This window comes from Novosphingobium sp. NFX11, assembly GCF_057376415.1.
Genome location: NZ_CP080384.1, coordinates 1,334,192 through 1,350,007, shown reverse-complemented (window position 1 = coordinate 1,350,007; position 15,816 = coordinate 1,334,192). Strand labels below are relative to the sequence as shown.

Sequence of the window (15,816 nt, the reverse complement as noted above, 5' to 3'; positions counted from 1 at the left end):
TTCCTTTTTCCGGTGCGACGGGTGCTGCCACGCCGCGCATCGGGGTGAACACACATAGGCAGGTCAGGTTCCCTGAGCGCCTTCTTCCGCAGCGCTTTCATCGATCGCCGAGGTGGGCGAGACACGCCGTGCGAGGAAATGCTCGCGCGAGGTGATGATCAGGCCAGCCGCGACGATGATCGGCGCGCCCAGCCACATCGCCGCCGAGGGCACATGTCCCCAGATCGTCCAGCCGTAGAGTGTAGCCCAGATCAGCGCGGTGTAGTCCATCACCACCACTGTCGCGACCTGCCCCAGGCGCAGGGCCGAGGTGATGAGGAACTGCGCCAGTGTCCCGGCAAGCCCGATTGCAACGAGCAGTAGCCATTCGTAAGTCCCGTGCGCCGTGCCATAGAGTGGCAGCAGGATCGCCGCGAACAGTGAGCCGTAGAAGGCGAACCAGAAGACGCAGGCGATCGGCGGCTCGGTGCGCGAGAGGTCGCGGATCTGGAAGCTGACCACGGCGACGATCAATCCCGCGCCAAGCCCCGCCGCCAGTCCGAGCGCGGGGACGGGCGCACCGCCGGGCTGTGCGATGACCAGAACGCCGACGAAGCCCAGCACCACCGCCGTCCAGCGCCACGGGCCGACCTTTTCGCGAAGGACCAGCGCGGTTATGATCACGGCGAACAGCGGCGTCGTGAACCCGAGCGTCGTGCCGACCGGCAAGGGCAGCAGCGTAGCGGCGCCGATGTTGCAGCACAGACCGGCGGTGCCGCTCGTCGCGCGCATGGCGTGGCTGCTCATGCGGCGGGTGCGCAGGAGGCCGAGATTGCCGGTCGCCGCCAGCCAGCCGAGGATGATCGGCACCGCCATCGCCTGTCGCCAGAACACCAGTTCGGGCAGCGAGACCCCTGCTTCTCCTGCCAGCTTCACCAGCATGAACATCGTCGAAAGCATTACCATCGCGGCAAGGCGCAGGGCGATGGCCAGCATCGGGCGGTCTTTGCGAATGATGATGGAAGGTGCGGTCACGAAAGGGCGCTTTAACTCCGCCGCGCGCGAGGGCAAGGCGGGGCATGGACGATTCTCTGCATTGGATGACCATTTGCGGCAGCCTCGCCGCGCTGGTCGCGGTGATTGCCTGGCTGGGCGATCACCGGCGGCATCGCCGCAAGAACATCGAGCGGGTGGGTTTCATGCCGTGGACGCCCATCTTCTTCTTCTCGCTGATGGTGGCGGTGCTGCTGCTGGGCCTGTCGGCGCGGGAGTGGCTGGGCGGTTGATATTAGGTCGACTTGTTCGACAAACCTGAACAAGTGGATCGATTTTATCGGGCTGGCCGTAAGGGATCGGCAATGGGATCAACGCGCAAGCATTGACCTTTCCCGCCTTTCCTTTCGGAGAATTCGAATGAACCGCTATCTTGCATCGGCTCTGGCCGCTGCATCTCTCGTCGTTGCCGCCCCGATCGTGGCGCAGCAGGCCGATACCAATGCCGCTGCCGTGCAGGCGGGCAACTATGCGCTCGACAGTGCGCACACGCTGGTGCGCTTCACCGTCGATCACTTCGGCATCAGCGAGTTCTTCGGTACCCTGCCGGGCGCGTCGGGTACGCTGTCGCTTGATCCGAAGAACCTCGCCTCGGCGAAGCTGGATGTTTCGGTTCCGGTGGCTTCCGTCTCGACCACCAACAAGACGCTCGATGAGGAACTGGTCGGTGCCGAATGGTTCGACGCCGCCCAGTACCCGACGATGCGCTTCGTTTCGACCAAAGTGGTGAAGACCGGCGCCAGCACCGCCGACGTCACCGGCAACCTGACCCTGCACGGCGTGACCAAGCCGGTGACGCTCAAGGCGAGCTTCAAGGCGGCCAACGTCAATCCGATGAAGAAGGTCTATACGCTCGGCTTCAACGCGGTGGGCACGATCAAGCGCACCGAGTTCGGCGTCACCAAGTACGCGCCGCTGGTTAGCGACGAGACCCAGATCGCCATCACCGCGGCGTTCGAGAAGCAGTAAGAGAGATAGGGGAGGCGTTCTTTGGCGCCTCACCCTTCCGTTCGTCATTGCTTCGCTGCGCTCGCAATGACGAGGTTTGGGTGCAGGCTTGAGGTGTGCCCACGCCCTTTCCTACATCCGCGCGATCGCGTTTAACGTGGTCGATGAGCCATCCTCCACACCGCCCCCGCCACATCCGTGTCCCCGCCTTTCCACCCGTGCCCGTCCGTCCGCGCAAGGACGGGTGGACGCCCGCGCGGCAGGCGGCCTTTCTTGGCGCGCTAGCACAGGGCCGCTCCGTCGAGGCGGCGGCGCGCCGCGTGGGGCTTTCGCGCGAGAGTGCTTATCGCCTGCGCACGAAGCCCGGCGCGGGCAGCTTTGCCGCCGCCTGGGACAAGGTGACAGGCAAGCCGCCGGTAAAGCGAAAGGTCACACCCGAGGAGCGCGCGGTGCGGGCTCGGTTTGGTCTGCTGAAGGTGCGGATGTACGGCGGTCGCCATGTCGCGACCGAACTAAAGCCCGATAATCGCGCGCTTTTGTCGTTCCTCGCGCAGCTTGATCGGGCAGGCGGCAGCGATGGCCCGGGCGCCTAAGGTGACAGGTGTTTCACTGCCTCGTTTGTGTAAACCCCGGGGTGATCCGCCGGGGGTGCACTTCGTTACAGACAGGCTTCGAGATAGGCCTGGTCGAAGCCGAACTGGCGGGCCTTCTCCAGCGTGTAGGGGCGCAGGCCCGAGGGGCGGAATTCGCCGATGATCTTGCCGTCGTCGGTCTCGTCCAGATACTCGAACTTGAACAGTTCCTGGGTGACGATGACGTCGCCTTCCATGCCGATCACCTCGGTGATGTTGGTGGTGCGGCGCGAACCGTCGCGCAGGCGCTTCACCTGCACGATGAGGTCGACCGATTCGGCGATCTGGCGGCTGATCGCTTCCTTGGGAATCTTGATGTCGCCCATCAGGATCATGTTCTCCATACGGCCAAGGCATTCGCGCGGGCTGTTGGCATGGAGCGTGCACATCGACCCGTCGTGGCCGGTGTTCATGGCGGCGAGCAGATCGAAGCACTCGGCGCCGCGGATTTCGCCGAGGATGATGCGGTCAGGACGCATACGCAGGGCGTTCTTGACGAGATCGCCGATGGTGATCGCGCCCTGGCCTTCGAGGTTGGGCGGGCGGGTTTCCAGCGGCAGCCAGTGCGGCTGCTGCAGGCGAAGTTCGGCCGCGTCCTCGATCGTCAGCACGCGCTCGCCCGGGTCGATCATCTTGGACAGGGCGTTGAGCATCGTCGTCTTGCCCGAACCCGTACCGCCCGAGATCACCACGTTCATGCGGCAGGCGCCGGCGATCTTGAGCGCGGTGGCCATCTTCTCGCTCATCGAGCCGAAGCCCTGGAGCATGTCGATGGTGATCGGCTTCTCGGAGAATTTACGAATGGAGATGGCAGTTCCGCGCAGCGACAGCGGCGGGACGATCACGTTGACGCGGCTGCCGTCCTTGAGGCGGGCGTCGGCCAGCGGCGTGGTCTGGTCGACGCGGCGGCCGACCTGATTGACGATGCGCTGGGCGATCTGGAACAAGTGCTGCTCGTCGCGGAACTTGGTTGGCGCGAGCTGCAGCTTGCCCTTCTTTTCGATGTAGGTCTGGTTCGGGCCGTTGACCATGATATCGGAGATATCCGGGTCGTTGAGCAGTTCCTCCAGCGGCCCGAAGCCGAGCAGTTCGTCAATCAGCACCTTTTCCAGCGCGAACTGTTCGCGGCGGTTGAAGGTGATCTTCAGCTCGGCGAGGACCTCCATGATGATCGGACGGAATTCCTCCGACAGCTCATCCTTGGTCAGTGTGGCGGCGGCTTCGGGATCGACGCGCTCCAGTAGGCGCGGCAGAACCTGCTCCTTGATCTTGTGGATCGAGGCCTCGAAGCCGTTCTGCTCCGACTCTGCGTGGACGGCGTTGGCGCGATCGGCCAGACGCGACATGGCGTCGTCGCGCGACGGGATGAGCGAATCGCCGGACATGGACGGAAACTGGTCGCCAGGTACGGGAGCGGAGCCCGGAAGGGCAGTGGTTGCATCGCCTCCGCTCTTGAGCGGCTTGGCCACACCGAAAGCAGGGCGCGCGCCCTGACCCATACCACCGATGCCGTTGCGCCGACCGAATGCCGTCATGAAACCGTCAACCTCAAGCGCCGCCCTTGGAAGGGGGCGATCCATGCCTAATTCCAGGCACTGTTAAGGTTGAAACTTTGATAACTTACTAATGCGCTGCACCGGAGGGCGAAGTGGACGATGACGATCGCACCTGCTGGCTGTGCGGACGGCCGCTGGGGCGCAAGGTGGAATGGCATCACCCGGTGCCCAAGAGCCGGGGAGGGCGCGAGACGGTGCCGCTTCATCCGATCTGTCACCGGACGATCCACGCGGCGCTGGGCAATGTGCAACTGGCGCGGATGAAGCCGGAAAGCGCGGAGCTTCTGAAGGTGGAAGAGATCGCGCGGTTCGTGCGCTGGGTGGCGGGAAAGCCGCCGGATTTTCATGCGCCGACGCGGCGGAAGTGGTGAGCCAAAGCAAAGCGGGCGGGCAGCCTTTCGACCACCCGCCCGCCGCAAGGATTCGGATGAACCTTAGTTCTTGGTCTTGTCGACCAGGGCGTTGGCGCCGATCCAGGGCATCATGGCGCGCAGCTTGGCGCCGGTTTCCTCGATCGGGTGACGCTTGGCGGCAAGGCGCGAAGCCTTCAGCTCGGGCTGGCCGGCGCGGTTGTCGAGGACGAAGTCCTTCACGAAGCGGCCCGACTGGATGTCTTCCAGAACGCGCTTCATTTCCTTCTTGGTCTCTTCGGTGATGATGCGCGGACCGGTCTTGATGTCGCCGTATTCGGCGGTGTTCGAGATCGAGTAGCGCATGTTGGCGATGCCGCCTTCATACATCAGGTCGACGATCAGCTTCAGCTCGTGGAGGCACTCGAAGTAGGCCATCTCGGGAGCGTAGCCGGCTTCCACCAGCGTCTCGAAGCCGGCCTGGACCAGCGCGGTGGCGCCGCCGCAGAGCACGGCCTGCTCACCGAACAGGTCGGTTTCGCATTCCTCGCGGAAGTTGGTCTCGATGATGCCCGAACGGCCGCCGCCGACGCCCGAAGCATAGGCGAGGGCAATGTCCTGCGCGTTGCCGGTGGTGTCCTGGTGGATCGCGATGAGGCAGGGCACGCCGCCGCCGCGCTGGTATTCGCTGCGCACGGTGTGGCCCGGGCCCTTCGGCGCGATCAGGAACACGTCGATGTCGGTGCGCGGCTCGATCAGGCCGAAGTGGACGTTAAGGCCGTGGGCGAAGGCGAGCGCGGCGCCGGGCTTCAGGTTCTCATGGATGTCGGCGGCGTAGATCGCGGCCTGATGCTCGTCGGGGGCGAGGATCATGATGACGTCGGCCCATGCGGCGGCGTCCTTGTTCGACATGACCTTGAAGCCTGCAGCTTCGGCCTTCTTGGCGGTGGCCGAACCGTCACGCAGCGCGATGGCGACGTTCTTGACGCCCGAATCGCGCAGGTTCTGGGCATGGGCGTGGCCCTGACTGCCGTAACCCAGGATCGCGATGTTCTTCTCGGCGATCAGGTTGATGTCGCAATCGGCGTCGTAATAGACCTTCATCGTTCTTCCTTCCGTCATCCCGGCAGGCCGGGACGGTTATTGTCCAAGCGCCGCCCGGCCGGGCCGACGCAATTTTGAAATTCAGGCTTCTTCCGGCCCGCGGGCCATGGCGACGATGCCGGTGCGGCCGACCTCGACGAGGCCGAGATCGCGCATCAGCGCCACGAAGCTGTCGATCTTGTCCGGCGCGCCGGTCATCTCGAAGATGAAGCTCTCGGTCGTGGTGTCGACGGGCCTTGCGCGGAACACGTCGGCGATGCGCAGGGCCTCGACACGCTTCTCGCCGATGCCCGCGACCTTCACCAGCGCCAGTTCGCGCGCCACATGCGGGCCGACTTCGGTGAGATCGACGACCTTGTGAACCGGCACCAGACGCTCGAGCTGCGCGTGGATCTGGTCGATCTGGCTGCGCGGGCCGTGCGTCACGATCGTGATCCGGCTCACCGAATGGTTGTCGGTGATGTCGGCCACGGTGAGGCTGTCGATGTTGTAGCCGCGCGCGGTGAAGAGCCCTGCGATCTTGGCGAGAATACCCGCCTCGTTGTCGACCGTCACGGTCAGGACGTGCCGTTCCTCGGCTTCATGCTGGATGTGCATCATGGTTCGTCTCTTGTCCTCAGACCAGCGCTTTGGCTTCGTCGTCCATCGTGCCGGCAACGCTGTCGCCGTAGAGGATCATGTCGGTATGCGCGGCGCCCGAGGGGATCATCGGGAAGCAGTTGGTTTCCTTGTGGACCAGGCAGTCGACGATCACCGGACCGGGATGGTCGATCATCGCCTGGATGCCCGCATCGAGCTCGCTCTCGTTCTCGATGCGGATGCCCTTCCAGCCGTAGGCTTCGGCAAGCTTCACGAAGTCGGGCAGGCTATCGGAGTAGGAATTCGAATAGCGGCTCTCGTACGTCAGTTCCTGCCACTGGCGGACCATGCCCATCCACTCGTTGTTGAGGATGAAGACCTTGACCGGCAGGCGGTACTGCGTGGCGGTGCCCAGTTCCTGAATGTTCATCTGGATCGAGGCGTCGCCCGCGATGTCGATGACGAGGCTGTCCGGGTTGCCGCACTGCGCGCCGATCGCTGCGGGCAGGCCGTAGCCCATTGTGCCCAGCCCGCCCGACGTCAGCCACTTGTTGGGCTTGAAGAACGGGAAGTACTGTGCCGCCCACATCTGGTGCTGTCCGACTTCGGTGGAGATCACCGGGGCCTTCGACTTGGTCAGCTCGTACAAGCGCTCGATCGCCAGCTGCGGCATGATCGCTTCCGCGTTGGCGGGGTAGGCGAGGCTCTTGCGCTCGCGCCAGCCGTCGATGCGGGCCTTCCAGCCCGTGAGATCCTGCCCCTTGCGGGTGCCCCACTCGGCCAGCATCTGGTCGAGGACGGTGGCGCAGTCACCAATGATCGGCAGGTCGACCGGCACCGTCTTGTTGATCGAGGCGCGGTCGATGTCGATGTGGATCTTTTCCGAATTTGGCGCGAAGGCGTCGAGGCGGCCGGTCACGCGGTCGTCGAAGCGGGCGCCGACACAGACGATCAGGTCCGCCTGGTTCATCGCCATGTTGGCCTCGAACGTGCCGTGCATACCCAGCATGCCCAGCCAGTCGGCGTGGTCGGCCGGGAAGGCGCCGAGGCCCATCAGCGTCGAGGTGACGGCCGCGCCGGTCTTCGCCTGCAGTTCACGCAGCAGCGCGGTTGCGCGCGGGCCCGAGTTGATGACGCCGCCGCCGGTGTAGAACACCGGCGCCTTGGCATTCGCCAGCATGGCGACCGCGCGGGCGATCTCGTCCGGGGTGCCTTCGGTGCGCGGGCTGTAGCGCTGCTTGCGCTGGATCGGGCCGTCGCTCCACGTCGCCATGGCGATCTGGACGTCCTTGGGAATGTCGATCAGCACCGGGCCGGGGCGGCCGGTGGTGGCGATCTGGAACGCCTCGTCGACGATCGCGGCAAGGTCGGCCGGGTCCTTCACCAGATAATTGTGCTTGGTGCAGTGGCGCGAGATACCGACGGTGTCCGCTTCCTGGAACGCATCCGAGCCGATCAGCCCGGTCGGGACCTGGCCGGTGATGACGACCATCGGAATCGAATCCATGTAGGCGTCGGCGATGCCGGTGATCGCGTTGGTCGCGCCCGGGCCCGAGGTGACGAGCACAATGCCGGGCTTGCCGGTCGAGCGTGCATAACCTTCGGCGGCGTGCGCCGCACCGGCCTCGTGGCGGACGAGGATGTGGCGAAGTCGTTCGTCACCGAAGAGAGCGTCGTAGATCGGTAGCACGGCGCCGCCGGGATAGCCGAATACGAACTCGACCCCCTGCTTGACCAGGCTTTCGACCAGGATGCTCGCGCCGCTGCGCTCTTCACTCACAATACATTCCTTCATTAATTCGTTCGGGCGGGAGCACCGGCAATTCCGGCTGCCTCCCTAATGAATCCGACCCGGCACGTCGGCTTGGGCGTACCGGGTCGTCTCCTCTCCTCCCCGCATAACTTCCATCAGCGAGGTAGGATCGGCCTCTAGGCATGTGGATATGTCAGGTCAACCCGGAAAGCGCAATAAAATATCATTTATGGCATTTGAGTTGTAATTTTCACATTGCAGGCGATGCCATTCCGCAGGGGGCTGGTGCCTCAGCCACGTAAATTGGCGCTTGGCGTAGTTGCGCGTTGCCTGCGATCCGCGTTCGATGGCGGTTTGCAGCGTCCATTCGCCCTTGATGACGCCTGCGAGTTCCGGAACGCCGATGGCGCGCATCACCGCGAGGGCGGGGTCGAGATCGCGGGCGAGGAGCGCCTCCACTTCCGCCAGGGCGCCGCGTTCGACCATGCGCTCGAACCGCAGGTCGCAGCGCGCATAAAGCCACTGGCGCTCGGGCAGCAGAATCGCCGGGTGAAGCGCGACCGCGTGGCCGATGCCGCCTTCGGTCTGTGCCTGCCAGTGCGTGAGGCCGTGACCGGTGGAGCGCACGACCTCCAGCGCGCGTGCGACGCGCGTGGTATCTGCCGGGGAGAGGCGAGCGGCACGCTCGGGGTCTTCGACGAGGAGCGCGGCGTAGGCCTCGGCGACGGGCAGGGCGCGCACCGCCTCGCGGATGTCCGGATCGATCCCAGGGATCGGCGCGATCCCGTCTAGCAGGGTGCGGATATAAAGCCCGGTGCCGCCGACGAGGATCGGCACCGCGCCCTCGGCATGAACCTGCGCGATGGTCGCGGCAGCCGCGCGCGCCCAGTCGGCCGCGGAGCAGCTTTGCGCGCCGTCCCAGGCGCCGAACAGGCGGTGCTCGATGCCGCCCATGTCGTCTTCGGTCGGGCGCGCGCTCAGGACCGTCAGGTCGGCGTAGACTTGCGAGCTGTCCGCGTTGACCACCACCGCGCGGCGGCCCCGACGTTCGAGTTCCTGTGCCAGGGCGACCGCACAATCGCTCTTGCCGCTGGCGGTCGGCCCTGCGATGAGCGCCAGCGGCGGCCGGTCTCCGGCTGAGATATCGTATGGCGCATCAAGGGAATTCGCAGTGCTCATTGCCCGGCTGATAGCAGAACCGGATCATCTTTCGACCAGTCTCGAAGCCGCGAAAGCGCAAATGGCTGAAGGCGGCGTGCGGATCGCGGATGCGACGATGCTCGATTTCTGCGGGCAGACGATGCAGATCGACTCGCCTGATGATGATGCCGAAGTCCTGCGCGCCGCGCTCGACGCGCATTTCGGCACGACCGACGGCCTCGTCACCGCCGATGAACCGGTGGTGCCCAAGGTGTTCATCTCCGACATGGATTCGACCATGATCGGGCAGGAATGCATCGACGAACTCGGCGATTTCGCAGGGTTGAAGGAGCGCATCGCCGACATCACAGAGCGCGCCATGCAGGGCGAACTCGATTTCGAGCAGGCCCTGCGCGAGCGTGTCGGGCTGCTGAAGGGGCTCTCCACCAGCGCCATCGACGAATGCCTCGCCACGCGAATCCGGCCGATGCCGGGTGCGAAAGTGCTGGTCGAAACGCTCAAGAAGCTGGGCTGCCATACCGTGCTGGTGACCGGTGGCTTCCACCACTTCGCCGACCCCGTGGCGGAGATGCTGGGCTTCGAGCATGTCGTCGGCAACCGGCTTGAAGTTGCGGACGGCAAGCTGACCGGCGGCCTCGTCGGCGGGATCGTCGATCCGTCGGTGAAGAAGGCGACGCTGCTGGCCGAACTGGAAGCGGCGGGCGAGGGTGTCACCAGTCTCGCGACCGGCGACGGTGCGAATGATATTCCGATGTTGGAGACGGCGACTTACGGCATCGCCTATCACGCCAAGCCCAAGGCACGCGCGGCCTCGAACGGCTGGATCGATCGCGGCGACCTGACCAGCGTGCTGCGCCTGCTTGGTATTCCCGAGAAAGACTGGGTGCGCTAAAACTATCCTCTCGTCATTGCGAGCGAAGCGAAGCAATCCAGGGCGTCGTGGTGCTGCCCTGGATTGCTTCGCTTCGCTCGCAATGACGAGAAGTTGGCGGGTTATCCCGCGCTGACTTCCAGCACTTCGATCGCCTCTTCCCGGCCGTTGAAGTCCACGAAATCGCCGACCTCGGCGCCCAGCAACGCCTTGGCGAGCGGGGCGACGAATGCAAGCCGGTCGTGTGCCGGATCGGCCTCGTCATGGCCGACAATGACGATCTCGCGCGCCTTGTCCCCCAGCATGAAGCGCACGCGGCTTCCGAAGCGGACGATGCCGCCCTCCGGCACCGGCTGCACCTGCGCCGTGTCGAGCCGCGCCTGCCAGTAGCGTAGATCCCGCTTGGCGGAGTTGAGGGCGGTCTCCTCGGTCAGCGCGGTAACGTGCGCCTCCAGCTCCGCGATCTTCTCTGCGATCAGTTCACGGCCTCGCGCGGTGACGAGGTTGGGCCCGGGCGGGATCGGCACCTCGAACTTGGGTTCCAGATGCTCCTCATCCCCGTCGCGCCGGAAGGCGACGCTCATTTCCCGCGGCCCATCAGGGTTTCGAGTTCCTCGTGGACCTCCAGCCATTCGGTCTCGGCCAGTTCGAGGGCTTCCGCCGCCGTGCCGTGCAGCTTGCCCAGCGCGCCGACCGCGAGGCCCTTGAGATCCCCTTCGCCGAGGCCGGATCGGCCAGCGCGTCGAGCAGGCTGTCGACGTGAGCCTGTGCCCGCTTCATGCGCGTCTCGGCCGCCGTCACCTTCTTGCGCAGTGCCTTCAGTTCCTCGCGCGCGATGGCGCCGCTCTTCTTGACCGGCGCATCGCCGCCCTTCGCCGAGACCGCCTCGACCTTGGGCTGGTTCCGGCCGAGCACGAAGTCGATGTAGTCCTCCATCGACCCGTCATAGTTCTCGGCCGTGCCGCCCTCGACCAGCACCAGCCGGTCGGCCGCCAGTTCGACCATGTGGCGATCGTGGCTGACGAGGATCACCGCGCCCTCGAACGAATTGAGCGCCTGCACCAGCGCCTCGCGTGCATCGACGTCGAGGTGGTTGGTCGGTTCGTCGAGGATCAGCATGTGCGGCGCGTCGCGCGTCACCAGCGCCAGTGCCAGACGTGCGCGTTCACCGCCCGAAAGCGTACCGGTCACCGCCGTTGCGCGGTTGCCGGAGAAGCCGAAGCGCCCGAGTTGCCCACGCACCGCGAGCGGCGGCTTGCCCTCCATCGCGCGGGTCATCAGTTCCAGCGGGGTGGAATCGCCCGGCAGTTCCTCCACCTGATACTGCGTGAAGTAGCCGATGCGGATCTTGGGCGAGAAGGTGATCCCGCCTTCCATCGGCTCCAGTTGGCGTGCAAGCAGGCGCGCCAGCGTGGTCTTGCCGTTGCCGTTGCGGCCCAGCAGCGCGATGCGGTCCTCGGGATCGATGCGCAAGTTGAGGCGGCGCAGGATCGGCTTGTCCTCGACGTAGCCCACGGCGGCGAGGTCCAGCGTGATGAGCGGTGGGCGCAGTTCGTCGGGGCTGGGGAAGTCGAAGCTAAGCGACGCATCCTCGGCCATGGCGGCGATCGGCTGCATCTTGGCCAGCATCTTGGCGCGCGACTGCGCCTGCTTGGCGGTCGAGGCACGCGCCGAATTGCGCGCGACGTAATCCGCCAGCTTCTTCTTCTGCGCTTCCTGGTTGGCGCGCGCGGCGGCGGCCTGGGCAGCGCGTTCGGCGCGGATGCGCTCGAAGCTGTCGTAGTCGCCGGGATAGAGCGTCAGCTTGCCCTGCTGCAGGTGCAGGATGTGGTCGACCACGGTGTTGAGCAGGTCGCGCTCGTGGCTGATAACCAGCAGCGTCTTGGGGTAGCTCTTGAGGAAGTTCTCCAGCCACAGCGTCGCTTCAAGGTCGAGGTGGTTCGACGGTTCGTCGAGCAGCATCACGTCGGGCTCGGAGAACAGCAGCGAGGCGAGCGCGACGCGCATCTTCCAGCCGCCCGAGAAACTGTCGAGGGGGCGCGCCTGCATCTCCTCGTCGAAGCCGAGACCGACGAGGATGCGCGCCGCGCGGGCAGGGGCGGTGTAGGCATCGATCGCGATCAACCGCTCGTGCACGTCGCCAAGGCGGTTGGGATCGGTGCACGTCTCGGCCTCGGCCAGAAGCGCGGTGCGCTCGGTGTCGGCTTCTACCACTGCCTCGAATGGGGTTCGGGTGCCGTTGGGTGCCTCCTGCGCAATGTAGCCGAGACGCGCACGGCGCGGCATCTCGACCGAACCGCCGTCGGGATCGAGTTCGCCAATGATGGTCTTCACCAGCGTGGACTTGCCGGCGCCGTTACGGCCGATCAGCCCGATCTTGCCGTTCTGCGGCAGCGTGGCCGACGCGCCGTCGATGATGGTGCGGCCGCCAAGGCGCACGGTGATATCGCGAATGCTCAACATGGCGCGAGCGCCTAGCAGGCTTGGCGGGAAAGCGGAACAAGATCAACAGAAGGAATCTGGGGCCATCGTCCCAGACCCCATACGGTCGTCGTTGTGCGTGCAGCCTTGTCAGCCAAGATGGCGCCGAAGGCTATTTTGTCTTCCATCTCACCGTCGGGCGTAAGAATGCGTCGCGCGTGACCTCGACGGTATACGGGGTGCAGGGGTGGTAAACCCCTGCGTCCGTTAGGCGCTCTTAACGTCGTCTAGTTAACACTTGACGCCTTGCGAAACTTATCAACACGAAAACTTTGCCCGCATGTTTCCAGCACTTCTCCTCCACCTGTCGCAAACGGCAGGAATCCTTTAGAGTTTGGGCTTGCAACCCCGAATCACATGTGATTCAAGCGACATATGCGGACCGTGCGACAGGACACCAACATAGCCAGAGAACGTCTCGTGAAGGGCCTTGCCCTCGCGCTGCTGTTGCTCATGGGTCTCTGGTGCGTCGCCGGACCCAGCGGCTTGCTTGCCTGGGGTGAGAACCAGCGCCTGCTCGATCAGCGCGAGAAGCAACTGGTCGATCTCAAGGTCGATCGCGATCATCTCAAGAACCGCGTCGCACTGCTCGATCCCAAGAAGATGGATCCCGACCTCGCGGGCGAACTGGTCCGCAGCAACCTGAACGTCGCGCGTCCCGACGAAATGGTGATGCAACTCCCCTGAGGTCTCGCGCGTTGCCTCTCGTTGGAGAGATGTCGCAATGCCGTTTTTTGCAAACCTCGTTGCAAAAAAGTCCACGTTCGGAGCCCGTTTTCGAGCCTGCGCGCTTTCGCTTTGGCTGCGTCCTTCCTATACCGCCCTCACTGAAACGATCGCACCAACGATGGGGAGCACCCGTTGCCCAAAGCAAAGACCCCGGCAGTAGAAACCGCTGCCGTAGAAGAGGATTTCGCGCTCCACAGCCTCCAGCAAGCCCTGGACGCGGACAAGCGCTACAAGCCTTCCAAGGAAGAGCTCCTGCATTTCTATGAGCAGATGCTGCTCATCCGCCGCTTCGAGGAAAAGGCCGGCCAGCTTTATGGCCTCGGCCTGATCGGCGGCTTCTGCCACCTCTACATCGGCCAGGAAGCTGTCGCCGTGGGCCTGCAGTCCGCGCTCGACAACGACAAGGACTCGGTGATCACCGGTTACCGCGACCATGGCCACATGCTCGCCTACGGCATCGATCCCAAGGTCATCATGGCCGAGCTGACCGGCCGCGAAGCCGGTATCTCGAAGGGCAAGGGCGGCTCGATGCACATGTTCTCCGTGGAGCATCGCTTCTACGGCGGCCACGGCATCGTCGGCGCGCAGGTCTCGCTCGGCGCGGGTCTGGCGTTCGCGCACAAGTACCGTGAAGACGGCGGCGTCGCGATGGCCTACTTCGGCGACGGCGCGGCCAACCAGGGCCAGGTCTATGAGAGCTTCAACATGGCGGCTCTCTGGAAGCTCCCGATCATCTTCGTGATCGAGAACAACGGCTACGCCATGGGTACCGCCGTGAAGCGCGGCTCGGCCGAGACGCACTTCCACCGCCGCGGCACCGCGTTCCGCATCCCCGGCATGTCGGTGGACGGCATGGACGTTCTCGAAGTCCGCAAGTCGGCCGAGATCGCGCTGGAGTACGTGCGTGCAGGCAACGGTCCGGTTCTCATGGAACTGAACACGTACCGCTATCGCGGCCACTCGATGTCGGACCCTGCGAAGTACCGCAGTCGCGAGGAAGTCCAGGGCGTGCGCGAAAAGCGCGACCCGATCGACCACGCCAAGACCGAACTGCTGGCCATGGGCGTGACCGAGGAAAGCCTCAAGGAAGTCGACAAGCGCATCCGTGCGCAGGTCGCCCAGTCCGCCGACTTCGCCGAGAACTCGCCGGAGCCCAGCGCCCCCGAACTGTATACCGACGTCCTGGTGGAGAGCTACTGAGATGGCGATCGAACTGAAGATGCCCGCTCTCTCCCCGACGATGGAAGAGGGCAAGCTGGCCAAGTGGCTGGTCAAGGAAGGCGACGAGGTTTCCTCGGGCACCATCCTTGCTGAAATCGAGACCGACAAGGCGACGATGGAATTCGAATCCATCGACGAAGGCACCGTCGGCAAGATCCTCGTCGCCGAAGGCACCGAGGGCGTGAAGGTCGGCACCGTGATCGCGATGCTGGCCGGTGAAGGCGAGGATGCCTCCGCCGTCGAAGCGCCCAAGGCTGCCGAAAAGGCCGAGGAAGCTCCGAAGTCGGAAGAGAAGAAGCCGGCCGAGAGCGGCACCGCCAATCTCGCCAGCGACCTCAAGACCGCACGCGACCCGCAGCTGCCCCACGGCACCAACATGAAGACCTCGACCGTCCGCGACGCCTTGCGCGACGCGATGGCCGAGGAAATGCGCCGCGACAGCCGCGTCTTCGTGATGGGCGAGGAGGTCGCCGAGTACCAGGGCGCCTACAAGGTGACTCAGGGCCTGCTCGAAGAGTTCGGTCCCACCCGCGTCATCGACACGCCGATCACCGAATACGGCTTCGCCGGCATCGGCACCGGCGCGGCGATGGGCGGTTTGCGTCCGGTCATTGAGTTCATGACGTTCAACTTCGCCATGCAGGCGATCGACCACATCATCAACTCGGCCGCCAAGACCAACTACATGTCCGGCGGCCAGATGCGCTGCCCGATCGTGTTCCGTGGTCCCAACGGCGCGGCCTCGCGCGTGGGTGCGCAGCACTCGCAGAACTACGGTCCGTGGTACGCCAACGTCCCCGGCCTCGTCGTCATCGCGCCTTACGACGCCTCGGACGCCAAGGGCCTGCTCAAGGCGGCGATCCGTTCGGAAGACCCGGTCGTGTTCCTCGAGAATGAGCTGGTCTACGGCCGTTCCTTCGAACTGCCCGAGCTGGACGACCACGTCCTGCCGATCGGCAAGGCGCGGATCATGCGCGAAGGCAAGGATGTGACGATTGTGTCCTACTCGATCGGCGTCGGCCTCGCTCTCGAGGCGGCCGAGCGTCTGGCCGAAGAAGGCATCGACGCCGAAGTCATCGATCTTCGCACCCTGCGCCCGCTCGACAAGGAAACGGTGCTCGCCAGCCTCGCCAAGACCAACCGCATGGTCGTGGCCGAGGAAGGTTTCCCGGTCTGCTCGATCGCCTCGGAAATCATCGCGATCTGCATGGAAGACGGCTTCGACAACCTCGACGCGCCGGTCGTGCGCGTGTGCAACGAGGATGTGCCGCTGCCTTACGCCGCGAACCTCGAAAAGCTGGCGATCATCGACGCCGACCGCATCGTCGCGGCGGTGAAGAAGGTCACCTACAAGTAATCTCGCGGCCCTTCGGGGCTTGGGATGATGCGGGGGCGGCGG

At 64.9% G+C, this 15,816-nt stretch carries 15 protein-coding genes and 1 pseudogene; 8 read left to right on the top strand and 8 right to left on the bottom strand.

The annotated features are described in order from the left end of the window. Window positions 1–63: 63 nt before the first annotated feature. A complete protein-coding gene (locus KZO24_RS06850; protein ID WP_271183526.1) occupies window positions 64–975 on the bottom strand; it encodes a DMT family transporter in 912 nt (303 codons plus the stop codon). Window positions 976–1,058: 83 nt separating this feature from the next. On the opposite strand from KZO24_RS06850, the gene KZO24_RS06845 reads away from it, so the two are divergent. The 3 genes from KZO24_RS06845 (at window position 1,059) to KZO24_RS06835 (ending at window position 2,573) form a co-directional block, all read left to right on the top strand. After that, a complete protein-coding gene (locus tag KZO24_RS06845) occupies window positions 1,059–1,265 on the top strand; it encodes a hypothetical protein (RefSeq protein ID WP_008833471.1) in 207 nt (68 codons plus the stop codon). 127 nt (window positions 1,266–1,392) lie between these two features. Further along, entirely contained in the window at window positions 1,393–2,001 is a 609-nt protein-coding gene (locus KZO24_RS06840; RefSeq protein ID WP_008833472.1) for a YceI family protein, read from the top strand. A gap of 143 nt (window positions 2,002–2,144) precedes the next feature. Further along, a complete protein-coding gene (locus KZO24_RS06835; protein ID WP_370424085.1) occupies window positions 2,145–2,573 on the top strand; it encodes a helix-turn-helix domain-containing protein in 429 nt (142 codons plus the stop codon). Between the two features lie 65 nt (window positions 2,574–2,638). On the opposite strand, the gene KZO24_RS06830 is transcribed toward KZO24_RS06835, so the two are convergent. Then, window positions 2,639–4,147: a TadA family conjugal transfer-associated ATPase gene (locus KZO24_RS06830; RefSeq protein WP_271183385.1), complete on the bottom strand. Its 1,509-nt coding sequence runs from the start codon at window positions 4,145–4,147 to the stop codon at window positions 2,639–2,641. A gap of 113 nt (window positions 4,148–4,260) precedes the next feature. On the opposite strand from KZO24_RS06830, the gene KZO24_RS06825 reads away from it, so the two are divergent. Continuing rightward, window positions 4,261–4,539: an HNH endonuclease gene (locus tag KZO24_RS06825; protein ID WP_271183384.1), complete on the top strand. Its 279-nt coding sequence runs from the start codon at window positions 4,261–4,263 to the stop codon at window positions 4,537–4,539. Window positions 4,540–4,602: 63 nt separating this feature from the next. Here KZO24_RS06825 and ilvC read toward each other — a convergent pair whose 3' ends face one another. From ilvC to miaA, 4 genes are all read right to left on the bottom strand, one after another. After that, the gene (ilvC, locus tag KZO24_RS06820) at window positions 4,603–5,622 is read right to left on the bottom strand and encodes a ketol-acid reductoisomerase (RefSeq protein WP_008833476.1); all 1,020 of its coding nucleotides are present in this window, start codon (window positions 5,620–5,622) and stop codon (window positions 4,603–4,605) included. An 81-nt stretch (window positions 5,623–5,703) separates the two neighbouring features. After that, window positions 5,704–6,222, bottom strand: coding sequence for an acetolactate synthase small subunit (gene ilvN / locus KZO24_RS06815; RefSeq protein WP_271183383.1), 519 nt, complete (start codon window positions 6,220–6,222; stop codon window positions 5,704–5,706). A gap of 16 nt (window positions 6,223–6,238) precedes the next feature. Continuing rightward, a complete protein-coding gene (gene ilvB / locus KZO24_RS06810) occupies window positions 6,239–7,981 on the bottom strand; it encodes a biosynthetic-type acetolactate synthase large subunit (protein ID WP_271183382.1) in 1,743 nt (580 codons plus the stop codon). 171 nt (window positions 7,982–8,152) lie between these two features. Continuing rightward, on the bottom strand, window positions 8,153–9,133 hold the full coding sequence (miaA, locus tag KZO24_RS06805) for a tRNA (adenosine(37)-N6)-dimethylallyltransferase MiaA (protein ID WP_486487030.1): 981 nt from the start codon (window positions 9,131–9,133) through the stop codon (window positions 8,153–8,155). Window positions 9,134–9,194: 61 nt separating this feature from the next. Here miaA and serB point away from each other — a divergent pair, with 61 nt between their 5' ends. Then, complete coding sequence (serB, locus tag KZO24_RS06800) at window positions 9,195–10,007, top strand: phosphoserine phosphatase SerB (RefSeq protein ID WP_486487029.1); 813 nt, start codon at window positions 9,195–9,197, stop codon at window positions 10,005–10,007. A 101-nt stretch (window positions 10,008–10,108) separates the two neighbouring features. On the opposite strand, the gene KZO24_RS06795 is transcribed toward serB, so the two are convergent. Both KZO24_RS06795 and KZO24_RS06790 read right to left on the bottom strand, forming a co-directional pair. Continuing rightward, window positions 10,109–10,570 (bottom strand): GreA/GreB family elongation factor, encoded by a 462-nt coding sequence (locus tag KZO24_RS06795; RefSeq protein ID WP_271183379.1) that lies wholly within the window; start codon window positions 10,568–10,570, stop codon window positions 10,109–10,111. Next, window positions 10,567–12,449, bottom strand: a pseudogene (locus KZO24_RS06790) (ABC-F family ATP-binding cassette domain-containing protein). Before KZO24_RS06790 ends, KZO24_RS06795 begins: the two are co-directional and overlap by 4 nt. 393 nt (window positions 12,450–12,842) lie before the next feature. Between KZO24_RS06790 and KZO24_RS06785 the strand changes: the two are divergent. The 3 genes from KZO24_RS06785 to KZO24_RS06775 all read left to right on the top strand — a co-directional run bounded on the left by KZO24_RS06785 (window position 12,843) and on the right by KZO24_RS06775 (window position 15,774). Further along, the gene (locus tag KZO24_RS06785) at window positions 12,843–13,154 is read left to right on the top strand and encodes an FtsB family cell division protein (protein WP_271183377.1); all 312 of its coding nucleotides are present in this window, start codon (window positions 12,843–12,845) and stop codon (window positions 13,152–13,154) included. Window positions 13,155–13,328: 174 nt separating this feature from the next. Beyond that, entirely contained in the window at window positions 13,329–14,396 is a 1,068-nt protein-coding gene (pdhA, locus tag KZO24_RS06780; protein ID WP_271183376.1) for a pyruvate dehydrogenase (acetyl-transferring) E1 component subunit alpha, read from the top strand. A gap of 1 nt (window position 14,397) precedes the next feature. Continuing rightward, entirely contained in the window at window positions 14,398–15,774 is a 1,377-nt protein-coding gene (locus tag KZO24_RS06775; protein ID WP_271183375.1) for a pyruvate dehydrogenase complex E1 component subunit beta, read from the top strand. Window positions 15,775–15,816 lie beyond the last annotated feature (42 nt).

Bases quoted from the DNA above. Each gene is read 5' to 3' on its own strand.
- KZO24_RS06850 (WP_271183526.1), bottom strand. From the start codon at position 975: ATGCTGGCCATCGCCCTGCGCCTTGCCGCGATGGTAATGCTTTCGACG.
- KZO24_RS06845 (WP_008833471.1), top strand. From the start codon at position 1,059: ATGGACGATTCTCTGCATTGGATGACCATTTGCGGCAGCCTCGCCGCG.
- KZO24_RS06840 (WP_008833472.1), top strand. From the start codon at position 1,393: ATGAACCGCTATCTTGCATCGGCTCTGGCCGCTGCATCTCTCGTCGTT.
- KZO24_RS06835 (WP_370424085.1), top strand. From the start codon at position 2,145: ATGAGCCATCCTCCACACCGCCCCCGCCACATCCGTGTCCCCGCCTTT.
- KZO24_RS06830 (WP_271183385.1), bottom strand. From the start codon at position 4,147: ATGACGGCATTCGGTCGGCGCAACGGCATCGGTGGTATGGGTCAGGGC.
- ilvC (WP_008833476.1), bottom strand. From the start codon at position 5,622: ATGAAGGTCTATTACGACGCCGATTGCGACATCAACCTGATCGCCGAG.
- ilvN (WP_271183383.1), bottom strand. From the start codon at position 6,222: ATGATGCACATCCAGCATGAAGCCGAGGAACGGCACGTCCTGACCGTG.
- miaA (WP_486487030.1), bottom strand. From the start codon at position 9,133: ATGAGCACTGCGAATTCCCTTGATGCGCCATACGATATCTCAGCCGGA.
- serB (WP_486487029.1), top strand. From the start codon at position 9,195: ATGGCTGAAGGCGGCGTGCGGATCGCGGATGCGACGATGCTCGATTTC.
- KZO24_RS06795 (WP_271183379.1), bottom strand. From the start codon at position 10,570: ATGAGCGTCGCCTTCCGGCGCGACGGGGATGAGGAGCATCTGGAACCC.
- KZO24_RS06785 (WP_271183377.1), top strand. From the start codon at position 12,843: ATGCGGACCGTGCGACAGGACACCAACATAGCCAGAGAACGTCTCGTG.
- KZO24_RS06775 (WP_271183375.1), top strand. From the start codon at position 14,398: ATGGCGATCGAACTGAAGATGCCCGCTCTCTCCCCGACGATGGAAGAG.